The sequence below is a fragment of the Verrucosispora sp. ts21 genome (assembly GCF_002879555.1).
GTDB classification, from domain to species: domain Bacteria; phylum Actinomycetota; class Actinomycetes; order Mycobacteriales; family Micromonosporaceae; genus Micromonospora; species Micromonospora gifhornensis.
On the sequence record NZ_PNOZ01000044.1, the window covers coordinates 25,133 to 41,993 of the forward strand.

The following is a 16,861-nucleotide window of genomic DNA, read 5'->3' on the forward strand; positions in this document are numbered from 1 at the left end:
GTGCCGTTTTGGCTCGTCCGAGCCGACCTGGTAACCTGGCTCTTCGCGCAGCGATGACGCATGCTCGTCGCGCGCACAAGCTGACCAACCCGAGCTATCAAGACGAGGCTGTCGCGTGGCGAACATCAAGTCCCAGATCAAGCGCAACCGGCAGAACGAGAAGCGCCGGCTGCGTAACAAGTCGGTCAAGTCGTCGCTGAAGACCGCCATCCGCAAGTTCCACGAGGCTGCGGAGGCCGGTGACGCCGAGAAGGCCACCGCGCTGATGCAGGACGCCTCCCGGAAGCTGGACAAGGCGGCCAGCAAGGGCGTCATCCACGCCAACCAGGCGGCGAACCGCAAGTCGGCGATCGCCAAGCGCGTGGCGTCGCTCGCCTCCTGAGCCAGCGACCGCTGACCTGACGTAAGCCCCGGGGCACTGCCCTGGGGCTTACTCTCGTCATCCACCCGCTCCGGTTATCCACCCGCTCTCGTCGTCCACCCGTCGACTGGCCGGGCTTACTCTCGCCTGCCTGCTGACCGGCCGGACGCTGCGTCGGTGTCGTCGGCGGGTTTGACGCTGTCCGCCGGCCCGACCCGGACCACCACACCGGGCACGCTGTGCGGCAGCCAGTCGACCTGGGCCCGCCCCACGACCGGTTCCACCTGCCGCCGGAACCGGTCGCGTTCCTGCTCGGGCACGGCGGCCGCCGAACGGACCACCATCGCGACCACCAGGTCGTTGAGCTTGACCATGACGGCCACCGCCGTCGGCAGCACCACGATCGCCCACCACTTGACCAGTTCGGCGAGGACGAGCAGGGTCGCCAACGCGATCGCACCCTCGAAGAACAGGAAGCAGAGCACCCCACCCGGATTGACGAAACGCAGCCTCAGCGCCCGGGCGTAGAACGGGCGGTACCGCTGCTCGTCCGCCGGGATCGTGGCCCACGAGCCACGGGAGGCTCCGCTCATCTGCTGCCGTCCCGCCGCGCGGCGGCCACTGAGAAGACGGCCCGTTCCAGCGCGTACGCCCGGTCGTCCGAGCCGCCCTTGACCGCCGCGTTGCACTCGGCCGCCGCCTGCATCGCCTGGACCAGCCCCTCGGGCGTCCAACCACGTGCCTGCCGCTGGGCCCGTTCGACCTTCCACGGCGGCATGCCCAGGCTGCTCGCCAGTTGATAGGGGCTGCCCCTCCCGGCGGAGGCGACCCGGGCGACGGTGCGGATCCCGTCGGCGAGCGCATCGGCGATCGGCACCGGGTCCACCCCGACGTGCAGGGCCCACCGCAGTGCCTCCAGCGCACCCGGCAGGTCACCGACCATGGTGGCGTCGGCCACGGTGAAGCCACTCACCTCCACCCGGCCCCGGTAGTAACGGGCCACGGTGTCGGCGCCGATCCGACCGTCGGTGTCGGCGATCAGCTGTGCGCAGGCCGCGGCGAGCTCCCGCAGGTCGTTGCCGACCGCGGCGATCAACGCCTCGGCGGCGTCGTCGGTGCACCGCCCACCGGCCCGACGGAACTCGTCCCGGACGAAGGCCACCCGGTCACGGTGCCCCTTCAGCTTGGCCGCCGGCATGATGTGGGCACCGGCCGCCTTCAGGCCGTCGGCGAACGCCTTGCCCTTGGCCGCACCGAGATGCTGCACGATCAGCTGCACGTCCGGGTCGGGATTCTTCGCGTACGCCAGCAGGGCCGCGACCAGATCCTTGCGGGCGTCCTGACCGGAACGCAGCACCAGCACCCGGCGACCGCCGAACAGCGACGGGCTGAGCATCTCGTCGATCTCGCCGACACTGAGCTGACCAGCCTGGTATTCGCGGACGTCTACGTCCGGGTCGGCGGCCCGTGCGGTGGCGACGGTTTCGGCCACCGCACGCGTGGCGAGCAGCTCCTCGTCACCGAGGACGAGCACAATAGGAGCGGCACTGGCGGCGGTCACGCCGCCCATATTCGCACGCTCAGCGGCCCGGTCCAGTCCGGTCGGCCGCACCGCACGGGCGGACCCCGCACACAGCGCAAATCCAGACATATATCTAATTTGCCGCTAATCTCCATAAATTGGGGTCTATTCCCTGGTCGATGATGAACCTGCTTCACGGGGTGGACCGACTCAGGTCGACACCGCCCAGCACCACGGCCAGCCCGGACGCGGCGAGCACCACCGCCACGTCCCCGTCGATGTCGGTACGCAACACCCGCGCTCCGCCTCGGGACAACCGGGCCAGCACCGCGTCGCTCGGATGCCCGTAGGTGTTGCCCGCACCCACCGGCACCAGCGCGACCGCCGGTGCGATCGCGTCCAGGAAGGCTGCGTCCTGGAACGCGCTGCCGTGGTGGGCAACCTTCAGCACGTCGGCCCGCAGCCGGTGTACGGGCAACCGTTCCCGCAGTGCCTGCTGCTCCTCGGTCTCGGCGTCGCCGGTGAGCATGATCCGCACCCCGGCCACCGTGGCGAGCAGCACCAGCGAGTTGTTGTTCGGATCCGACCGGGTTCCCCGCATCGGGTAGGGCGGGCCGACGACGAGCAGGTCGACCGCGCCAGCCTGGTACCGCCACCCGGCCGCCACCGGCACTACCGGGGTGCCGTGGGTGGCGGCGGTGTCGTGGACCTGGTTCCGCCCGGTTGCCGGCTCCGGCCACTGCGGAGTCGACACCAGGTCGACCCGCCGCCCCCGGAACACCCCCGCCACACCAGCGGTGTGGTCGGCGTGGAAGTGGCTGACCACAAGCAACGGCACCCGGCGCACGTCGAGCCGGCGCAGACAGGCGTCCGCCGCCCCCGGATCCGGGCCGGTGTCGATGACGACCGCCCGCCCGGGCGCCACCGGCAACACCACCGTGTCACCCTGACCGACGGCGCAGACCGCGATGACCCAACCCTTCGGCGGCCAGCCCGGCGCGATCACCCGCACCGGCACGGTGCCGAGCATCACCGCGACCGTGCCCACCGCGACCAGGCGGCGCACCACCGGCCGCCGGGCGGCGACCAACAGGGCCACGGTCAGCCCCGCCAGCAGCAACGCCCCGGTCACTCCGCCCGGCCAGGGCAGGTTCCCCATCGGCATGCGTGCGCCGTACCGGGCGACCAGCACCAACCACCACGCCGGCCAGTGCGCCAGCCAGGCCGCGATCTCGGCACCGAACGGCCAGACCGGCGACACCGTCGCGGCCACCACACCGAGCACGGTGGCCGGGGCGATCGCCGGCACCACGAGCAGGTTCGCCGGCACCGCGACCAGGCTGACGGTGCCCGACAGGCCGGCGATCACCGGCGAACAGGCCAACTGCGCGGCAGCCGGCACCGCCAGCGCCTCGGCCGCCCCCGGAGGTACGCCCCGCCGCCGCAGCCCGTCGCGCCACCGTGGCGCGAGCAGCAACAGACCGCCGGTGGCCATCACCGACAACGCGAAGCCGGGGTCCCCGGCCAGATCCGGGTCGACAAGCACCAACACCGCCACGGCGGCGGCCAGCGCCGGTACCGCTGCTCGGGGGCGGCCGGCGGCCAGCGCGGCGAGCCCGATCGCACCCATGGTGGCCGCCCGGACCACGCTCGGCGAGGGACGCACCAGGATCACGAAGCCCACGAGTGCCAGCCCGCAGAGCACGGCGGCCAGGGTGGGGCCGGCCCGCGCCCAGCGGGCCACCAGCAACACCGCCCCGGCGATGATCGCGACATTGGAACCGGATACCGCATTGAGATGCGTCATTCCGGTGGCGCGGAAGTCCTCCTCGACCGCGTCGGGCAGCCGGCTCGTGTCGCCGACCACCAGCCCGGGCAGCAGGCCACCGGGCTCGTCCGGCAACGGCGCACACGCCTGCTGCAGACCGGCACGCAGCCGACCGGCGACCCGCTGCAGCGCCGAGGGTGTCCCGAGCCGGTCGGGCGGGCCGGCGGCCAGCAGCACGGCGGCGGTCAGATCACCACCGCGCGGTTCGGTCAACCGCCCCTCGGCGGTGAGCCGTTGCCCGGGCAGCAGGTGCCGCCAGGCCGGATCGTCGGTGAGCACCAGCACGCGGGCCGGTACGGCCACCCGCTGCCCCTCCGGGCCGGTGACGTTCACCAGTTTGGCCCGTACCAGCAGGGTGGGCGGGCGACCCACGATGCCACCGCGTACCGGCCGTGGATCGTCCCGGACGACCAGTTCGGCGGTGACCTGGGCCCGGTCGTCGACAAGTGCGCGGATCGGCTCGGCGTCGCGTACGGCCAGCCGGGCCGAGGTCGCGGCGCCACCGCAGACGACGCCGATCAGTACCGACACCACGATCCAGCCGTATCGGCGTGCGACCGTGCCGGGACGGCCGGCCACCCCGATCAGGTGCAGTGCCACCAGCACGGCCAGACCGGCCGCGACGGCGGCCACCAGCAACGCCCGCCCGGCGTCGACGTGCAGCCCGACCAGGGCGGTCAGCCAGGCTGCCACGGCCAGCCCAGCCAGCCGGAGATCGGGGATCTGGGCACCGTCCAGGCCGACGATCGCCCCGGCAGCGCCGAAGGTGCCGTCGCCCGAGCGCCTCAGCTCGGCCACCGCCGAGGTACGCCGGGACGAGGGTGCCCCGTCCGTCGTCACACCGTCACCAGGTCTTTGAGTTCCTCGTACCGTGCGTCGCCGATGCCGTTGACCTGGCGTAGATCGCTGACGGACCGGAAGCCGCCGTGCTCGTCGCGGTGCTCGATGATGCGTCGGGCCAGCACCGGCCCGACCCCGGGCAGCGTTTCCAGTTGGGGCTGGCTCGCGGTGTTGAGATTGAGCCGGCCACCCGGGGCCGCGCCCGCCGCCGGGTCGGCACCTGGCGCGGCCCCCACCGCCGGGGTGGCCGCCGCCACGCCGACCAGGATCAACTCGCCGTCGGCGACCTTGCGGGCCGGGTTGAGCATGGCCACGTCCACTCCGGGCAACGCTCCGCCGGCTGCCTCGACGGCATCGGCGACCCGCGCACCGGCCGGCAGTCGCACCAGTCCGGGACGCCGGACCTTGCCCGCCACCGCGACCACCACCTCGCCGGTCGCCTCACCGGTCGCCCCGTCGGCCTGCTCGTCTCCCGAACTGTCGGACGGGACCGCGGTGGGTGCGCCGGTTACCGCGCTGACCGGTTCGACCTGTGGTCGGGAGCGCCAGGTCCAGCCGGCGGCACCGAGCACCACCAGGACCGCGACCACGGCCAGTGCCCGAACCCCCCGCCGGCCCGGATCGAAGGCCCCCGGCCCCGGCAACCGCGACGCCGACGCGACCTCGGCCGCGTCGAGCCCGGACCGCGAATCGGTCGACTCCGGCCCGACCGACGGCCCCGGATCAACCCACCCCGGCCCAGTCAGCCGGGCAGGCCCGACCATGGATGGCCCGGCCACGGTCGGCGGGAGGGGGTTCCGGTCGATGGTGGCGGGGCGGACGGGCAGCGGTACCGTCGGCCAGTCCAGCGGCGTGGAGGCCGCCACCGACGCCGAACGAGGGCCGCGCAGGCGGAACTCGGGCATGCCTGAGTCCTCGGATTCCGGCTCGGCCGCAGGTGCGTCGGGCACCACCGGTGCGTCAGCAGCGTGTTCGGCCGCGTCGGGCATGAGTCGCCACAGGCGCGCCCGTACCGCCGTCTCCTCGTCGTTGGACACCGCGCGAGGCTAGGACGATCGGGCCGGTGCCCGTTGGCCACGAACGCTTCGCTGTGGACAACCAGCGCCCTGTGGACAACGCCCTGATCATGCCCTCGATGTGCTAGTGCCTAGGCCGACTCCGGGTCGAGGCCGAGCACGCTGCGCCCACCGTCGACCGGCAGGATCACGCCGTTGACGAAGCCGGCGGCCGGCGACAACAGATACGCCACCGCCCCCGCCACGTCCTGCGGCTGTCCGATCCTGCCCACCGGGTGCAGCCGGGCCAGCTCCGCCTCGATCCGTTGCACCTCACCGGCGTCCTGGCCGGCGAGGAACGCCTCGTGCCGCTCGGTCGTCACCGAGCCCAGCGCGACGGCGTTGCTGCGGATGCCGTACCTGCCGTACTCGACCGCGAGCGCCCGGGTCAGTCCTTCCACGGCGGCCTTCGCGGTGGCGTACGGCAGGCAGCCCGGCACGGGGCGGCTCGCCTGGTGGGAGGAGACGTTCACGATCGCGCCAGGGGTCTCGGCGGCGAGGAAACGCCGTACGGCGGTGGCCGCCCCGACCACGGCGGGCCGCAGGTTGCGCGTGATCAGGTCGAACACCTCGCCCACCGGGGCGTCATGCACGGAGGCGTCCCGGAACACCGCGGCGTTGTTCACCCATCCGGTGAGCGGCTGGTGCCGTTCCGCCAGGTCGGCGGCCCGGCCTGTGACCGCCTCGTCGGCGGCGTCGCCCACCACGGCGGTCAGGCGGTCCGCGTGGGGATGCCCGGGCACCCAGGACACCACATCGGCATCCCGCTCGATCACGACCACGGTCTCACCACCGGCGAGCAGGTGCTCGACGATCCCCCGTCCGATCCCCCGCCCGCCGCCGGTCACCACACAGGACATCCGCCACCCCGTTCACGCTTCACGGTCGTCGGTGGATCACCACGCAGGCCAGGCCGGGGCCGACGTGGGCGGCGACGGCCGCACCGGCCTCGGTGACGTACGTGTCGTGAAGTCGGTCGCCGAGCCGAGCCGTCAGCGCACCGAGCAGATCCTCGGCGCGTTGCGGCGCGGCGAGGTGGTGGACGGCGAGATCCACCTGTGCGTCGCCGGCCGCCTCGACGGCCAGGTCGACCAGGCGCGCCACCCCTCGACTGGCGGTACGCACCTTGTCCTTCAGCACGATGCCGCCGTCGGGCATGTGCAGGATCGGTTTGACCGACAGTGCCGTGCCGAGCAGCGCCTCAGCCGCGTTGATCCGGCCGCCCCGTCGCAGCAACTCCAGCGTGTCGACGTAGAAGAAGGTTGCGGTACGCCCCGCCGCGTCGACGGCCTCGGCGCGTACGCCTGCCAGGTCTACGCCCTGCGCGGCGGCCCGGGCCGCAGCGAGGTTCGCAAAGCCGAGGCCCATGCCGCAGGAGCGGCTGTCCACCACCGTCACCTGCCCGCCGAACTGGGCCGCCGCCAACTCGGCGGCCTCGACGGTGCCGGAGAGCGCGGCCGACAGGTGCACCGAGACGATCCCTTCCGCGCCGGCCTCCAGCAGGCTGCGGTAGGTGCGGGTGAACTGTTCGGGCGACGGGCGGGAGGTGCTCACCGAGACCCGTCGCGCACTCAGGGCCCGGGTGGCGTCGGCGGGGAAGACCTGCACTCCCTCCAGCCCTTCGACGCCGTTGAGCACCACGGTCAGCGGCACCACGGTCAGTCGGTGCGCCAGCACCAGTTCCGGTGGCAGATAGGTGGTGGAGTCGGTCACGACCGCGACGGGCATGCCGGCACCGTAGCGGATCATCCCCGCCCCCACCCCCACCGGTTCAACCCCGAAACCCTCCGTGGGCCCCGAACCACCTGGTTGATCAAGAGGTTTGCGTCACCGATCGACGCGACCACGACGCAAACCTCTTGATCAACTGCTCAGGCGGCGGCGCCGGCGGTGCGGTTCAGACGGGTTCGGTGGGGGGTGTGGTGATCGGGCCCACGTTGTGGGCGCGCAGGTGCCAGCCCTGTTCGGGGTGGTGGCGTAGTTCGGTCCAGTGGCAGTTGCGCAGGGGGCCGACGGTACGCAGCACGGCATGGTCCCAGCCCAGCAGGTGCCCGCAGCCCTGGCGCGCCGCGCCGCCGTGGGTCGCAACGACGATCGTGCCACCGGCCATCTCGTCGGCGATCTCGTGCAGGGCGGTGCCGATCCGCTTGCCCAACTCGTCGAGGGGTTCGACGTCCGCGCCGGGTGCCGGGTCACCGGCTCGCCAACGGGCGTACTCGTCGGGGAACTGTGCGGCGACCTCGGTGAGCAGCAGCCCCTGCCAATTGCCGAAGTGGCGTTCCCGCAGCCGGGCGTCGGAGCGTACCGGCAGGCCGGTGAGCGCGGCCAGCGCGGCGGCGGTGTCCGCCGCGCGGCTCAGGTCGCTGGCGACGATCGCGTCCGGGCGCAGCGCCGCGAGCAACGGTGCGGCCTCGCGGGCCTGCTCCCGGCCGAGATCGTTGAGGGGGATGTCGGTCTGCCCCTGCACCCGGCTGGCGGCGTTCCAGTCGGTGTTGCCGTGCCGCCAGATCAGCAGCCGGGTCACTCGCCCGATCCGGCGGCGGCCTCGGCGCGAGCCAGGTCCCGGTCGACGAACGGGATGGTCGGGCAGTCCTTCCAGAGCCGGTCGAGGGCGTAGAACTCGCGCTCCTCGGTGTGCTGGACGTGCACCACGATGTCGACGTAGTCGAGCAGCACCCAGCGCCCGCCGCGCTCACCCTCGCGCCGAATCGGCTTCGCCTTCTCCGGCAGGTTGAGCAGGGCTTCCTCGATGGCGTCGACGATGGCCAGCACCTGCCGCTCGTTCGACGCTGCGGCGAGCACGAACGCGTCGGTGATGGCGAGCTGGTCACCCACGTCGATGATGACGATGTCCTGAGCCTTCTTGTCCGCCGCCGCCTGGGCTGCGGCGATCGCCAGCTCGTGAGCGCGCTCGGAAACTGTCACCGTTCTCCTTCGATCAACCGTGCGATACCCAAGCCTCTCACACGGCCCGCGAGTGCGACCCGCCAGTTTCAGCCCGGAATCGGCATTATCTATCGCATAAGTGGACGTATCACTGCTGATAGAGACGCCGTTTCGCGATGTACTGCACCACACCGTCCGGCACCAGATACCAGACCGGCTCACCGCGGGCGACCCGCGCCCGACAATCGGTGGAGGATATCGCCATCGCCGGCACCTGGACCAGGCTGACCGTGTCGGCGGGCAGGTGAGCGTCGGACAATGCGAATCCCGGTCGGGTCACCCCGATGAAGTGGGCGAGTTCGAAGATCTCGTCGAGGTTCTTCCAGCTCAGGATGCGTTCCAGCGCGTCCGCACCGGTGATGAAGAACAGTTGCGCCTTGGGCCCGTACATCGCGTGCAGGTCCCGCAGGGTGTCGACCGTGTAGGTCGGGCCGCCCCGGTCGATGTCCACTCGACTGACCTGAAAGCGCGGATTGGAGGCGGTGGCGACCACGGTCATGAGGTAACGGTCCTCGGCCGAACTGACCGGAAGATCCGCCTTCTGCCACGGTTCGCCGGTCGGCACGAAAATCACTTCGTCCAGCCCGAACCGGTCCGCGACCTCACTGGCGGCCACCAGGTGCCCGTGATGGATCGGATCGAAGGTGCCGCCCATGATCCCGATCCGCCGGTTGTCTTCCGTCACCCCATGATCGTAGTCCGAGCCGGCCTCATTTCAGGCCGGGCATGACGGACAGCTCACGTCCCGCCACGCAGATCAGGCAGTGGTGGCAGCCACCGCCGTCCGCGCCACCAGGGCACGACGCAGGTCGTCGTCGGCGTCGGTGATCACCCGGCGCAGGCCGGGCGTGAGGTCATCCCGGGACAGCAGCGCCGCGGCCGCCTCCCGGGTGGGCTGCGCCACCGCGTAGCGGGGGAAGGCGAGCTTCGCCACCTCGTCGGCCACCCAGGGCGTACGCAGCCGCGCCATGGCGGGCATGTCGGCGAAGAAACGCGGCACGTACTCGGCGGTCAGCTCGGCCTGCTCGGGCTGCCAGAAGCCGGTTGCGGTCGCCTCGATCAGCCGGTTGGAGACCGTGGTGTCGGTCACGATCATCTCCCATGCGGCCTGCTTGGCTGCCGGATCCGGCAACGCGGCTCGGCACCGCGCGGCATGCTCGGCACCTGCGGCGCTCCGATCGGCCGTCGCCTCCGCCTCGATCTCGGCCGCACCCGCCGCACCGAGCACCACCAGCCGACCCAGGATCTTCCAGCGCAACTCGGTGTCGATCGCCAGACCGTCCGGGACACCTCGGCCGTCGAGCCAGCCGGTGAGCAGGGCGGCGTCGGTGGTCGCGGCGATCCGGCCCCGCGCCGCGGCCAGCTGCATGGACCCGCCGGCGAGAGCGGTGTCGAGCATCCGCCGGCAGGCTTTGTCGATCACCGCCAGGGCGGTCTGCCGCATCGACGGATCGAGGTAACGGTCGACAAGCGAACGGCTCAGGGCCAGCACGTCCTCGGCGATGATCACCTCGGTCTCGGTGGGCAGCGCCTCCCCGATCAGCTCCACCACCGCCATGACCGGCCGCTCACCGTCGGTCGCCGCGTCCAGCGCCTCGCCCCACAGCAGAGCGCGGGCCAACGGGTCGGTCAGCCGGGGAAGCAGCAGCGGCACCGCGTCGAACGAGGCGGGATCGAGACGGATCTTGGCGAAGGTGAGATCGCCGTCGTTGGGCAGCAGGACGGCCGACGCCGGCTCACCGGCCAACCGGTCGAGCACCGTCCGGCCACCGTCGGTGCTCGGATCCAGGTCGACCTCGAAGCGGTCGGCGCTGCCGTCGACGGCGTACCGTCCCACGCCGATGCGGTGCGGGCGCAGCACCGGATGCGTCGACGGCGCGGTCTGCAGGACCGCCACCTCCCGGTACCGGCCGTCGGCGTCCAGGGCCACCTCGGCCCGCAACGTGTTGACCTGGGCGGCACGCAACCACGCCTGCGCCCAACCGGCCAGGTCCCGCCCGCTCGCCGAGCCGAGGCTGGCGAGGAGATCGGCCAGGGTGGCGTTGCCGAACCGGTGGCGGGAGAAGTGGTCGTTCAGCCCGGCCAGGAAGGGCTCGTCGCCCAGCCACGCCACCAGTTGCCGCAGCACACTGGCACCCTTGGCGTACGAGATGCCGTCGAAGTTGAGCAGCGCCTCTGCCGCGTCGGACAGCTCGTCCGGAGCCACCGGATGGGTGGAGGGACGCTGGTCTGCCGCGTACCCCCACGCCTTGCGGCGCATGGCGAACGTCGTCCATGCCTGGTCGAACCGGGTGGCCTCGGCGGTGACCCGGGTGCCGAGGTATTCCGCGAACGACTCGTTGAGCCACAGGTCGTCCCACCACCGCATGGTGACCAGGTTGCCGAACCACATGTGGGCCATCTCGTGGGCGATGGTGGTGGCCCGCAGCTCCCGCTGGGTGTCGGTGACCGCGGATCGGAAGACGTAGTCGTCGCGGAAGGTGACCAGCCCGGGATTCTCCATGGCACCGGCGTTGAACTCCGGCACGAACGCCTGGTCGTACTTGCCGAACGGGTAGCGCTCGTCGAACAGCCTGTGGAAGCGGTCCAGGCACTGCTTGGTGACGGTGAAGATCTCCTCGGCGTCGGCGTCCAGGTGCTCGGCCAGGGAACGCCGGCAGTAGATGCCGAGCGGAACGCCGTCGTGCTCGTCGCGACGGACGTGCCAGGGCCCGGCGATCAGGCTGAACAGGTAGGTCGAGATCGGCAGGGTGGGGGCGAACTCCCAGCGCCCCGGCCCGGGCTGGGCGGCCAGGTCGGCGTTCGCCGCGACCGTCCAGTGTGGCGGTGCGGTGACCGAGAGGGTCACCGGGGCCTTCAGGTCGGGCTGGTCGAAGGCGGCGAAGATGCGCTGCACGTCGTCCAGGAAGGACATGGCGTAGAGGTAGGTCTCCCCGTCGGCCGGGTCGACGAACCGGTGCAGTCCTTCGCCAGTGTTGGTGTACGCCATCTCCGCCTCGACGGTCAGCGTGTTCTCCTCGACCAACCCGGTCAGGGCCAGCCGGTTGTCGTCCAGCGCGGCCGGATCGAGGTCGACGCCGTTGAGGCGTACGGCCAGCAGTTCCGCGGGCTTGACCTCGGCGAAGGTCTCGGTGCCGGTGGCGGTGAACCGGATCGTGACCTGCGACCGGAACCGCTCGCCGCCCCCGGTCAGGTCGAGATCCACGTGGTACGACTCGACGGCGATCGACGCGCCACGCGCGGTCGACTCTGCACGGCTCAGGCTCGGCATCCGCTTATCCTGCCGGATGGGGTCGCACGGAGCGCCCCCACCCACCGACGCTGGAGGACTGGACCATGACAACGCACCCCAAGGGCGACTTCGACCTCTCCCGGGCGGTCTGGCAGCGTGCCGAGGGGGACACCTCCGAGGCCGCCGTGGAGGTCGCCTTCGTCGACGACCTGATCGGCATGCGCAACTCCGCCGAGCCGGACGGCCCGGTGCTGGTGTTCACCCAGGCCGAGTGGGACGCCTTCGTCGCGGGCGCCCAGGACGGCGAGTTCGACCTCGACTGACCGGCGGGACCCACCGCCCCGGTCGGCGGGCCCGACCCCGCCGTGCCGGACCGGGGCGCTCCCTCAGGCGACATCGCCATCACCCCACCCCAACCCACCCGGCCCCGGCGCGTGATGGAACCCCGGATGGCCGGCGACGTCGACGCAGCGCTCGCCGTCGGGGCCGACCGCCCCGCAGAACAGCCGCTCGGCCCGCCGCCAGTCCTCGGCCGGGGACACCGCAGCCGCCCCGAGCGCCACCTCGGCCCGCAACACGCTAAGCGCCTCCGCGTATCCGACCGCCGTTTCCCGGGCGGTCGCCAGATCAGGCGCGGTGAAGCCGAGGTGCGCGGTGAAGCACCGATCCGGCCGGACCACCCGCCGAGGCGGCCCGATCAGTGGTGGGTCGCCGCCACCACACAGCGCCCCGGCCATCCACCGCCGCCAGTGTGCCGGCCTGTTGTCCCGCATGCGTCCTCCCCCGCGTGCCCGCCGGCACACTTGCCGCACCCCGCCCCGCCGACGCTCCGCCGCAAGCCGGCCGGCCGACGCGGTGCGCACCGCCCGGGTGGGCGGCGTCGCCGACGCTGACCGCAGTCAACCAGGAACGTCTGCTCCCGGGAGGGGCCAGCTGGCCCACACTGCCGAATCGGCAACGGCCCACCTGGTGACGCCGGGGCCGCAGCCCCGGCGCGTCAGGCGTCAGGCCGGGTGCAACACCGTCCGCAGGCACCCGTCCTGCTTCTTCTCGAAGATCTCGTAGCCGCGGGCGCCCTCCTCCAGCGACATCGGATGGGTGGCCAGGTAAGCGGGATCGATCTCCCCGGCGACGAGCCGCTCCAGCAGCATCGGGATGTACCGCTGGGCGTGCATCTGCCCCATCCGCAGCACCAGGGCCTTGTTCATCGCCGCACCCAGCGGGAACTTGTCCACGAAGCCCGCGTAGACGCCGACGATGCTGACCGTGCCGCCTTTGCGTGCCGCCAGGATGGCCTGCCGGACCGACGTCGGCCGGTCCAGCTGCGTCCGGGTGGCCTGCTTCGCCCGGTCGTACGCGTACGCCGGGCCGACGTCGTGCGCCTCCATGCCGACCGCCTCGATGCAGGCGTCCGGTCCACGGCCGGCGGTCATCTCGCGCAGCGCCTCCAGCACGTCGGTCTCGGCGTAGTTGACCGTCTCCACACCGAGCCGGTCGGCGGCGGTGGCCAGCCGTTCCGGCAGCCGGTCCACCATGATGACCCGCTCGGCGCCGAGCAACTGGGCGGCGCGGGCGGCCATCTGACCTACTCCCCCGGCGCCCCACACCGCGACCACCTCGCCGCCGGTCAGGCCACAGAAGTCCGCGGCCATCCAACCGGTGGGCAGCGCGTCGGAGGCGAAGACCACGGAGTCGTCCGGTACGCCGTCGGGCACCTTGAACGCACCGATGTCACCGAACGGCACCCGGACGTACTCGGCGTGGCTGCCGGAGTAGCCACCGGCGGCGTGCGAGTAGCCGAGGATGCCGGCCGGTGAATGGCCCCACAGCTTCTCGGTGAACACCGGCTGCGGGTTGGAGTTGTCGCACAACGAGTACTGCTCGGTCCGGCAGTACCAGCAGCCGCCGCAGGCCACCACCGAGCCGACCACCACCCGGTCGCCGACGGCGATCCGTCGTACGCCCGGCCCGGTCTCCACCACCTCGCCCATGAACTCGTGGCCGAGGATGTCCCCCTCCCGCATGGCGGGCAAAAACCCGTTGATCAGGTGCAGGTCGGAGCCGCAGACGCTGCTGGCCCGCACCTTGACGATGATGTCCCCGTCCGCGCGTACCGTCGGCTCCGGCACGTCGCGCACCTTGAGTTTGCCGACTCCTTCCCAGCACAGCGCCCTCATGCCCGTCCTCCCGCCGACAGCCGCTCACGCACCTTGTCGGTGGCGCGCTCCTGCATCCGGCCACGACCGGACGGGTCACGTCGGGTCTCGATGATCTGACCGCACTCGATAAGCGACTTCACCCGGCGCAGCGTGTCGCGCAGTCGCAGGTCCGGCTCGTGGTCACCGGCGAGGCCGAGTACCCGGCGCAGCGGACCGGAGCGGTACCGCAACTCGGCCCGGATCTCGGTGCCCCGGCCCTGCGGGGCGGTCACCAACTCCACCGTGCCCTGCTGTTCGGGCCCGTCGGTGACCTGCCAGCTCAATCGGCCCGGACCGGTGACGGTGATATCGGCCCGCCACTCGACGCCCTCGCCCGAGTCGTCGCGCGCCACGCACCGCCAGTGTTCGTCGTCGATCCGTTCCAGGGTCGCCCACTCGGCCAGGGCACGGTCGAGCCGTTCCTGGTCGGTCCAGAAACCGATGACCGCCTCGACCGGCCGGTCGACCGTCACCCCGCGCCGCACCACGTACCAGCCGTCCTGCTTGACAGGCTGGTGCCGATGTCGCCGCCGCGCGACCGCCCGGCCGACGCCGACCGCGGTCACGGTGGCGGCACCGAGCAACGCCCACCTCGCACCTTTGCTTGTCGTCATGTCTCCTCCACTCGGACGTCCGGCGTTGAACCGTCCACTCCGAGCGCTACCCGGACAGCGGTCGACGAAACGACACGTCAGGCGCTTCCGGTCGACAGGTGCCGGGTCGTGTCTGATTGGTCGTTTCGCTGCGGGAGCACCGCCGGGCTTACGACAATGGAGGACCAACGGGCCGGCGAGATCGCCAGGCCGGTGCCCAGCCTCGCCGCCCCCTCGGCCGCGCGCGTATCCAGATCCACAGGGGTGACATCAATGGCGCATCACGCACGCCGCGGTCGGCCCGGACGTAGCCGCGTCCAACTCGCCGCCCTGGCCGTGGCAGCCCTCTTCCTGGTCCTCGGCGTGGCAGGCTTCATCCCCGGCATCACCACCGGGTACGGCGACATGACCTTCGCCGGGCACCACTCCGGCGCGAAGCTGCTCGGCCTGTTCCAGGTCTCGATCCTGCACAACCTGCTGCATCTCGGCTTCGGCCTGATCGGGCTGGTGCTGGCCCGCCGGCTGGCCGGCGCGCGGATCTTCCTGACCGCCGGCGGGGCCGTCTACCTGGCCCTGTGGCTGTACGGGTGGGCGACCGAGGACGACAGCAGCGCCAACTTCATCCCGGTCAACGGCGCGGACGACTTCCTGCACCTCGGGCTCGGTTTCGGCATGCTGGCCCTGGGCCTGCTGCTGTCGAACAACGTCGGCACCGGCGGTCGACTCGACGATCCCCTCGACCGCCCCTGATCTTTCGCAGCGGCGGCCGTCGGCCTACTCGGCGTCGTCCGCCCCGATGGCCGCCGTACCCTCGGTGGCCGCCGTAGCCTCGGGTGCCGCCTCCACCTCGTCGGCGGGCCGCTGCCGGCGAGCCTTGCGGGCCGCCAGCCGTTCGGCCGCGCTCGCCCGGGTCGACTTCTCCTCCAGCCGGATGTCACGTCCCCGGCTCCCAGGCGTGAACTCGGCACCCGCGTAGAGAGTCGGCTGCCAGTCGAACTCCCGCTCACCGATGCGGACCAGGTCGCCCGGTTGGGCGCCCGCCCTGGCCAACTGGTCCTCGACACCGAGTCGGGCCAGCCGGTCGGCGAGGTAGCCCACCGCCTCGTCGTTGTCGAAGTTCGTCTGGCGCACCCACCGCTCGGGTCGGACACCCCGCACGGTGTACGAGCCGTCCTGCTCCGCCTCGATGGTGAAGCCGGCGTCGTCGACCGCCTTCGGCCGGAGCACGATCCGGGTCGGTTCGGCTGGCGGCGCCGCGGCGCGCGACTGCTCCACCAGCTCCGCCATCGCGTAGGTGAGCTCCTTGAGCCCTTCCCGGGTGGCTGCGGACACCTCGTAGACCCGCAGTCCGCGCGCTTCAAGGTCGGGCCGGACGATGTCGGCCAGGTCCCGCCCGTCGGGCACGTCGATCTTGTTCAACGCGACCAGTCGGGGCCGGTCGGCCAGACCGCCGTACTCCGCGAGTTCCGCCTCGATGGTGTCGATGTCGGCCAACGGGTCCCGACCCGGCTCCAGGGTCGCGGTGTCGATGACGTGCACCAGCACGGCGCACCGCTCGATGTGCCGGAGGAACTCCAGCCCCAGGCCCTTGCCGGTGGCCGCACCGGGGATCAGGCCGGGCACGTCGGCCACGGTGAAGGTGTGGTTGTCGACCCGGACCACACCGAGGTTCGGTACCAGGGTGGTGAACGGGTAGTCGGCGATCTTCGGCTTGGCTGCGGAGATCACCGAGATCAGCGACGACTTACCGGCCGACGGGAAACCCACCAGACCGACGTCGGCGACGCTCTTGAGTTCCAGCACCACGTCCAGGTGCTCACCCGGCTCGCCCAGCTCGGCGAAGCCGGGGGCCTTCCGGCGGGCGTTGGCCAACGAGGCGTTGCCCCGGCCGCCACGACCACCCCGGGCCACCTCGAAGGTCGTGCCGGCACCCACCATGTCGGCGAGCACGGTGCCGTCGAGGGTCTGCACGACCGTGCCGTTGGGCACTGTGATCACCAGGTCCGCGCCGTTGGCGCCGTCCCGGTTGGAACCGGCACCCCCGCGACCGTTCTGCGCCTTGATGTGCGGGCGGAAGTGGAAGTCGAGCAGCGTGTGCACCTGCGGGTCGACCACCAGGGAGACGCTGCCGCCGTGCCCGCCGTTACCCCCGTCGGGGCCGCCGAACGGCTTGAACTTCTCCCGGTGGATCGAGACACAGCCGTGCCCACCGTCGCCGGCCTGCAGGTGCAGGACGACCCGGTCAACGAACATCGTCACGCCGCAATCCTTCCAGCGGGGAGCAGC

17 protein-coding genes are annotated in these 16,861 nt (G+C 71.8%); 3 read left to right on the forward strand and 14 right to left on the reverse strand.

Annotated features, from left to right (window positions below; all coding sequences use genetic code 11):
• Positions 1-115 precede the first annotated feature (115 nt).
• Entirely contained in the window at positions 116-382 is a 267-nt protein-coding gene (gene rpsT / locus C1A38_RS19490; RefSeq protein WP_102659200.1) for a 30S ribosomal protein S20, read from the forward strand.
• A 116-nt stretch (positions 383-498) separates the two neighbouring features.
• Here the strand turns inward: rpsT and C1A38_RS19495 are convergent, their stop codons facing one another.
• The 10 genes from C1A38_RS19495 to pepN form a co-directional block, all read right to left on the reverse strand.
• Positions 499-954, reverse strand: coding sequence for a hypothetical protein (locus C1A38_RS19495; protein WP_102659201.1), 456 nt, complete (start codon positions 952-954; stop codon positions 499-501).
• Positions 951-1,931: a DNA polymerase III subunit delta gene (gene holA, locus C1A38_RS19500; protein ID WP_102659202.1), complete on the reverse strand. Its 981-nt coding sequence runs from the start codon at positions 1,929-1,931 to the stop codon at positions 951-953. Before holA ends, C1A38_RS19495 begins: the two co-directional genes overlap by 4 nt.
• A gap of 145 nt (positions 1,932-2,076) precedes the next feature.
• Positions 2,077-4,458 (reverse strand): ComEC/Rec2 family competence protein, encoded by a 2,382-nt coding sequence (locus C1A38_RS19505; RefSeq protein WP_502696946.1) that lies wholly within the window; start codon positions 4,456-4,458, stop codon positions 2,077-2,079.
• Positions 4,459-4,547: 89 nt separating this feature from the next.
• Positions 4,548-5,588, reverse strand: coding sequence for a ComEA family DNA-binding protein (locus C1A38_RS19510; protein ID WP_502696945.1), 1,041 nt, complete (start codon positions 5,586-5,588; stop codon positions 4,548-4,550).
• Positions 5,589-5,698: 110 nt separating this feature from the next.
• Entirely contained in the window at positions 5,699-6,466 is a 768-nt protein-coding gene (locus C1A38_RS19515; protein WP_102659203.1) for an SDR family NAD(P)-dependent oxidoreductase, read from the reverse strand.
• 19 nt (positions 6,467-6,485) lie between these two features.
• Positions 6,486-7,334: a DegV family protein gene (locus C1A38_RS19520; protein ID WP_102659222.1), complete on the reverse strand. Its 849-nt coding sequence runs from the start codon at positions 7,332-7,334 to the stop codon at positions 6,486-6,488.
• 169 nt (positions 7,335-7,503) lie between these two features.
• On the reverse strand, positions 7,504-8,130 hold the full coding sequence (locus C1A38_RS19525; RefSeq protein WP_102659204.1) for a histidine phosphatase family protein: 627 nt from the start codon (positions 8,128-8,130) through the stop codon (positions 7,504-7,506).
• Positions 8,127-8,531, reverse strand: coding sequence for a ribosome silencing factor (rsfS, locus tag C1A38_RS19530; protein ID WP_102659205.1), 405 nt, complete (start codon positions 8,529-8,531; stop codon positions 8,127-8,129). The genes C1A38_RS19525 and rsfS overlap by 4 nt, the downstream gene beginning before the upstream one ends.
• Positions 8,532-8,640: 109 nt before the next feature.
• Positions 8,641-9,237 (reverse strand): nicotinate-nucleotide adenylyltransferase, encoded by a 597-nt coding sequence (nadD, locus tag C1A38_RS19535; RefSeq protein ID WP_043721701.1) that lies wholly within the window; start codon positions 9,235-9,237, stop codon positions 8,641-8,643.
• Positions 9,238-9,309: 72 nt separating this feature from the next.
• Positions 9,310-11,823 (reverse strand): aminopeptidase N, encoded by a 2,514-nt coding sequence (pepN, locus tag C1A38_RS19540; RefSeq protein ID WP_102659206.1) that lies wholly within the window; start codon positions 11,821-11,823, stop codon positions 9,310-9,312.
• A gap of 65 nt (positions 11,824-11,888) precedes the next feature.
• On the opposite strand from pepN, the gene C1A38_RS19545 reads away from it, so the two are divergent.
• Complete coding sequence (locus C1A38_RS19545; RefSeq protein ID WP_012014682.1) at positions 11,889-12,107, forward strand: DUF397 domain-containing protein; 219 nt, start codon at positions 11,889-11,891, stop codon at positions 12,105-12,107.
• A gap of 63 nt (positions 12,108-12,170) precedes the next feature.
• Here C1A38_RS19545 and C1A38_RS19550 read toward each other — a convergent pair whose 3' ends face one another.
• From C1A38_RS19550 to C1A38_RS19560, 3 genes are all read right to left on the reverse strand, one after another.
• Positions 12,171-12,557 carry a hypothetical protein gene (locus C1A38_RS19550; protein WP_102659207.1) on the reverse strand — a complete coding sequence of 129 codons (387 nt, stop codon included), beginning with the start codon at positions 12,555-12,557 and terminating at the stop codon, positions 12,171-12,173.
• A gap of 231 nt (positions 12,558-12,788) precedes the next feature.
• Positions 12,789-13,961, reverse strand: a complete 1,173-nt coding sequence (locus tag C1A38_RS19555) for a zinc-dependent alcohol dehydrogenase (RefSeq protein WP_102659208.1) — start codon at positions 13,959-13,961, stop codon at positions 12,789-12,791.
• The gene (locus C1A38_RS19560; protein WP_102659209.1) at positions 13,958-14,596 is read right to left on the reverse strand and encodes an SRPBCC family protein; all 639 of its coding nucleotides are present in this window, start codon (positions 14,594-14,596) and stop codon (positions 13,958-13,960) included. The genes C1A38_RS19555 and C1A38_RS19560 overlap by 4 nt, the downstream gene beginning before the upstream one ends.
• A gap of 252 nt (positions 14,597-14,848) precedes the next feature.
• Between C1A38_RS19560 and C1A38_RS19565 the strand changes: the two genes are divergently transcribed.
• Positions 14,849-15,325 carry a DUF4383 domain-containing protein gene (locus tag C1A38_RS19565; protein WP_102659210.1) on the forward strand — a complete coding sequence of 159 codons (477 nt, stop codon included), beginning with the start codon at positions 14,849-14,851 and terminating at the stop codon, positions 15,323-15,325.
• A 24-nt stretch (positions 15,326-15,349) separates the two neighbouring features.
• Here the strand turns inward: C1A38_RS19565 and obgE are convergent, their stop codons facing one another.
• Positions 15,350-16,834: a GTPase ObgE gene (gene obgE, locus C1A38_RS19570; protein WP_102659211.1), complete on the reverse strand. Its 1,485-nt coding sequence runs from the start codon at positions 16,832-16,834 to the stop codon at positions 15,350-15,352.
• Positions 16,835-16,861: the final 27 nt, after the last annotated feature.

What these genes read in the sequence shown, in the direction of transcription:
- C1A38_RS19555 (WP_102659208.1), bottom strand. Translation starts at nt 13,961, where the DNA reads ATGAGGGCGCTGTGCTGGGAAGGAGTCGGCAAACTCAAGGTGCGCGAC.
- holA (WP_102659202.1), bottom strand. Translation starts at nt 1,931, where the DNA reads ATGGGCGGCGTGACCGCCGCCAGTGCCGCTCCTATTGTGCTCGTCCTC.
- C1A38_RS19495 (WP_102659201.1), bottom strand. Translation starts at nt 954, where the DNA reads ATGAGCGGAGCCTCCCGTGGCTCGTGGGCCACGATCCCGGCGGACGAG.
- C1A38_RS19560 (WP_102659209.1), bottom strand. Translation starts at nt 14,596, where the DNA reads ATGACGACAAGCAAAGGTGCGAGGTGGGCGTTGCTCGGTGCCGCCACC.
- C1A38_RS19520 (WP_102659222.1), bottom strand. Translation starts at nt 7,334, where the DNA reads ATGCCCGTCGCGGTCGTGACCGACTCCACCACCTATCTGCCACCGGAA.
- C1A38_RS19515 (WP_102659203.1), bottom strand. Translation starts at nt 6,466, where the DNA reads ATGTCCTGTGTGGTGACCGGCGGCGGGCGGGGGATCGGACGGGGGATC.
- C1A38_RS19550 (WP_102659207.1), bottom strand. Translation starts at nt 12,557, where the DNA reads ATGCGGGACAACAGGCCGGCACACTGGCGGCGGTGGATGGCCGGGGCG.
- C1A38_RS19545 (WP_012014682.1), top strand. Translation starts at nt 11,889, where the DNA reads ATGACAACGCACCCCAAGGGCGACTTCGACCTCTCCCGGGCGGTCTGG.
- C1A38_RS19565 (WP_102659210.1), top strand. Translation starts at nt 14,849, where the DNA reads ATGGCGCATCACGCACGCCGCGGTCGGCCCGGACGTAGCCGCGTCCAA.
- pepN (WP_102659206.1), bottom strand. Translation starts at nt 11,823, where the DNA reads ATGCCGAGCCTGAGCCGTGCAGAGTCGACCGCGCGTGGCGCGTCGATC.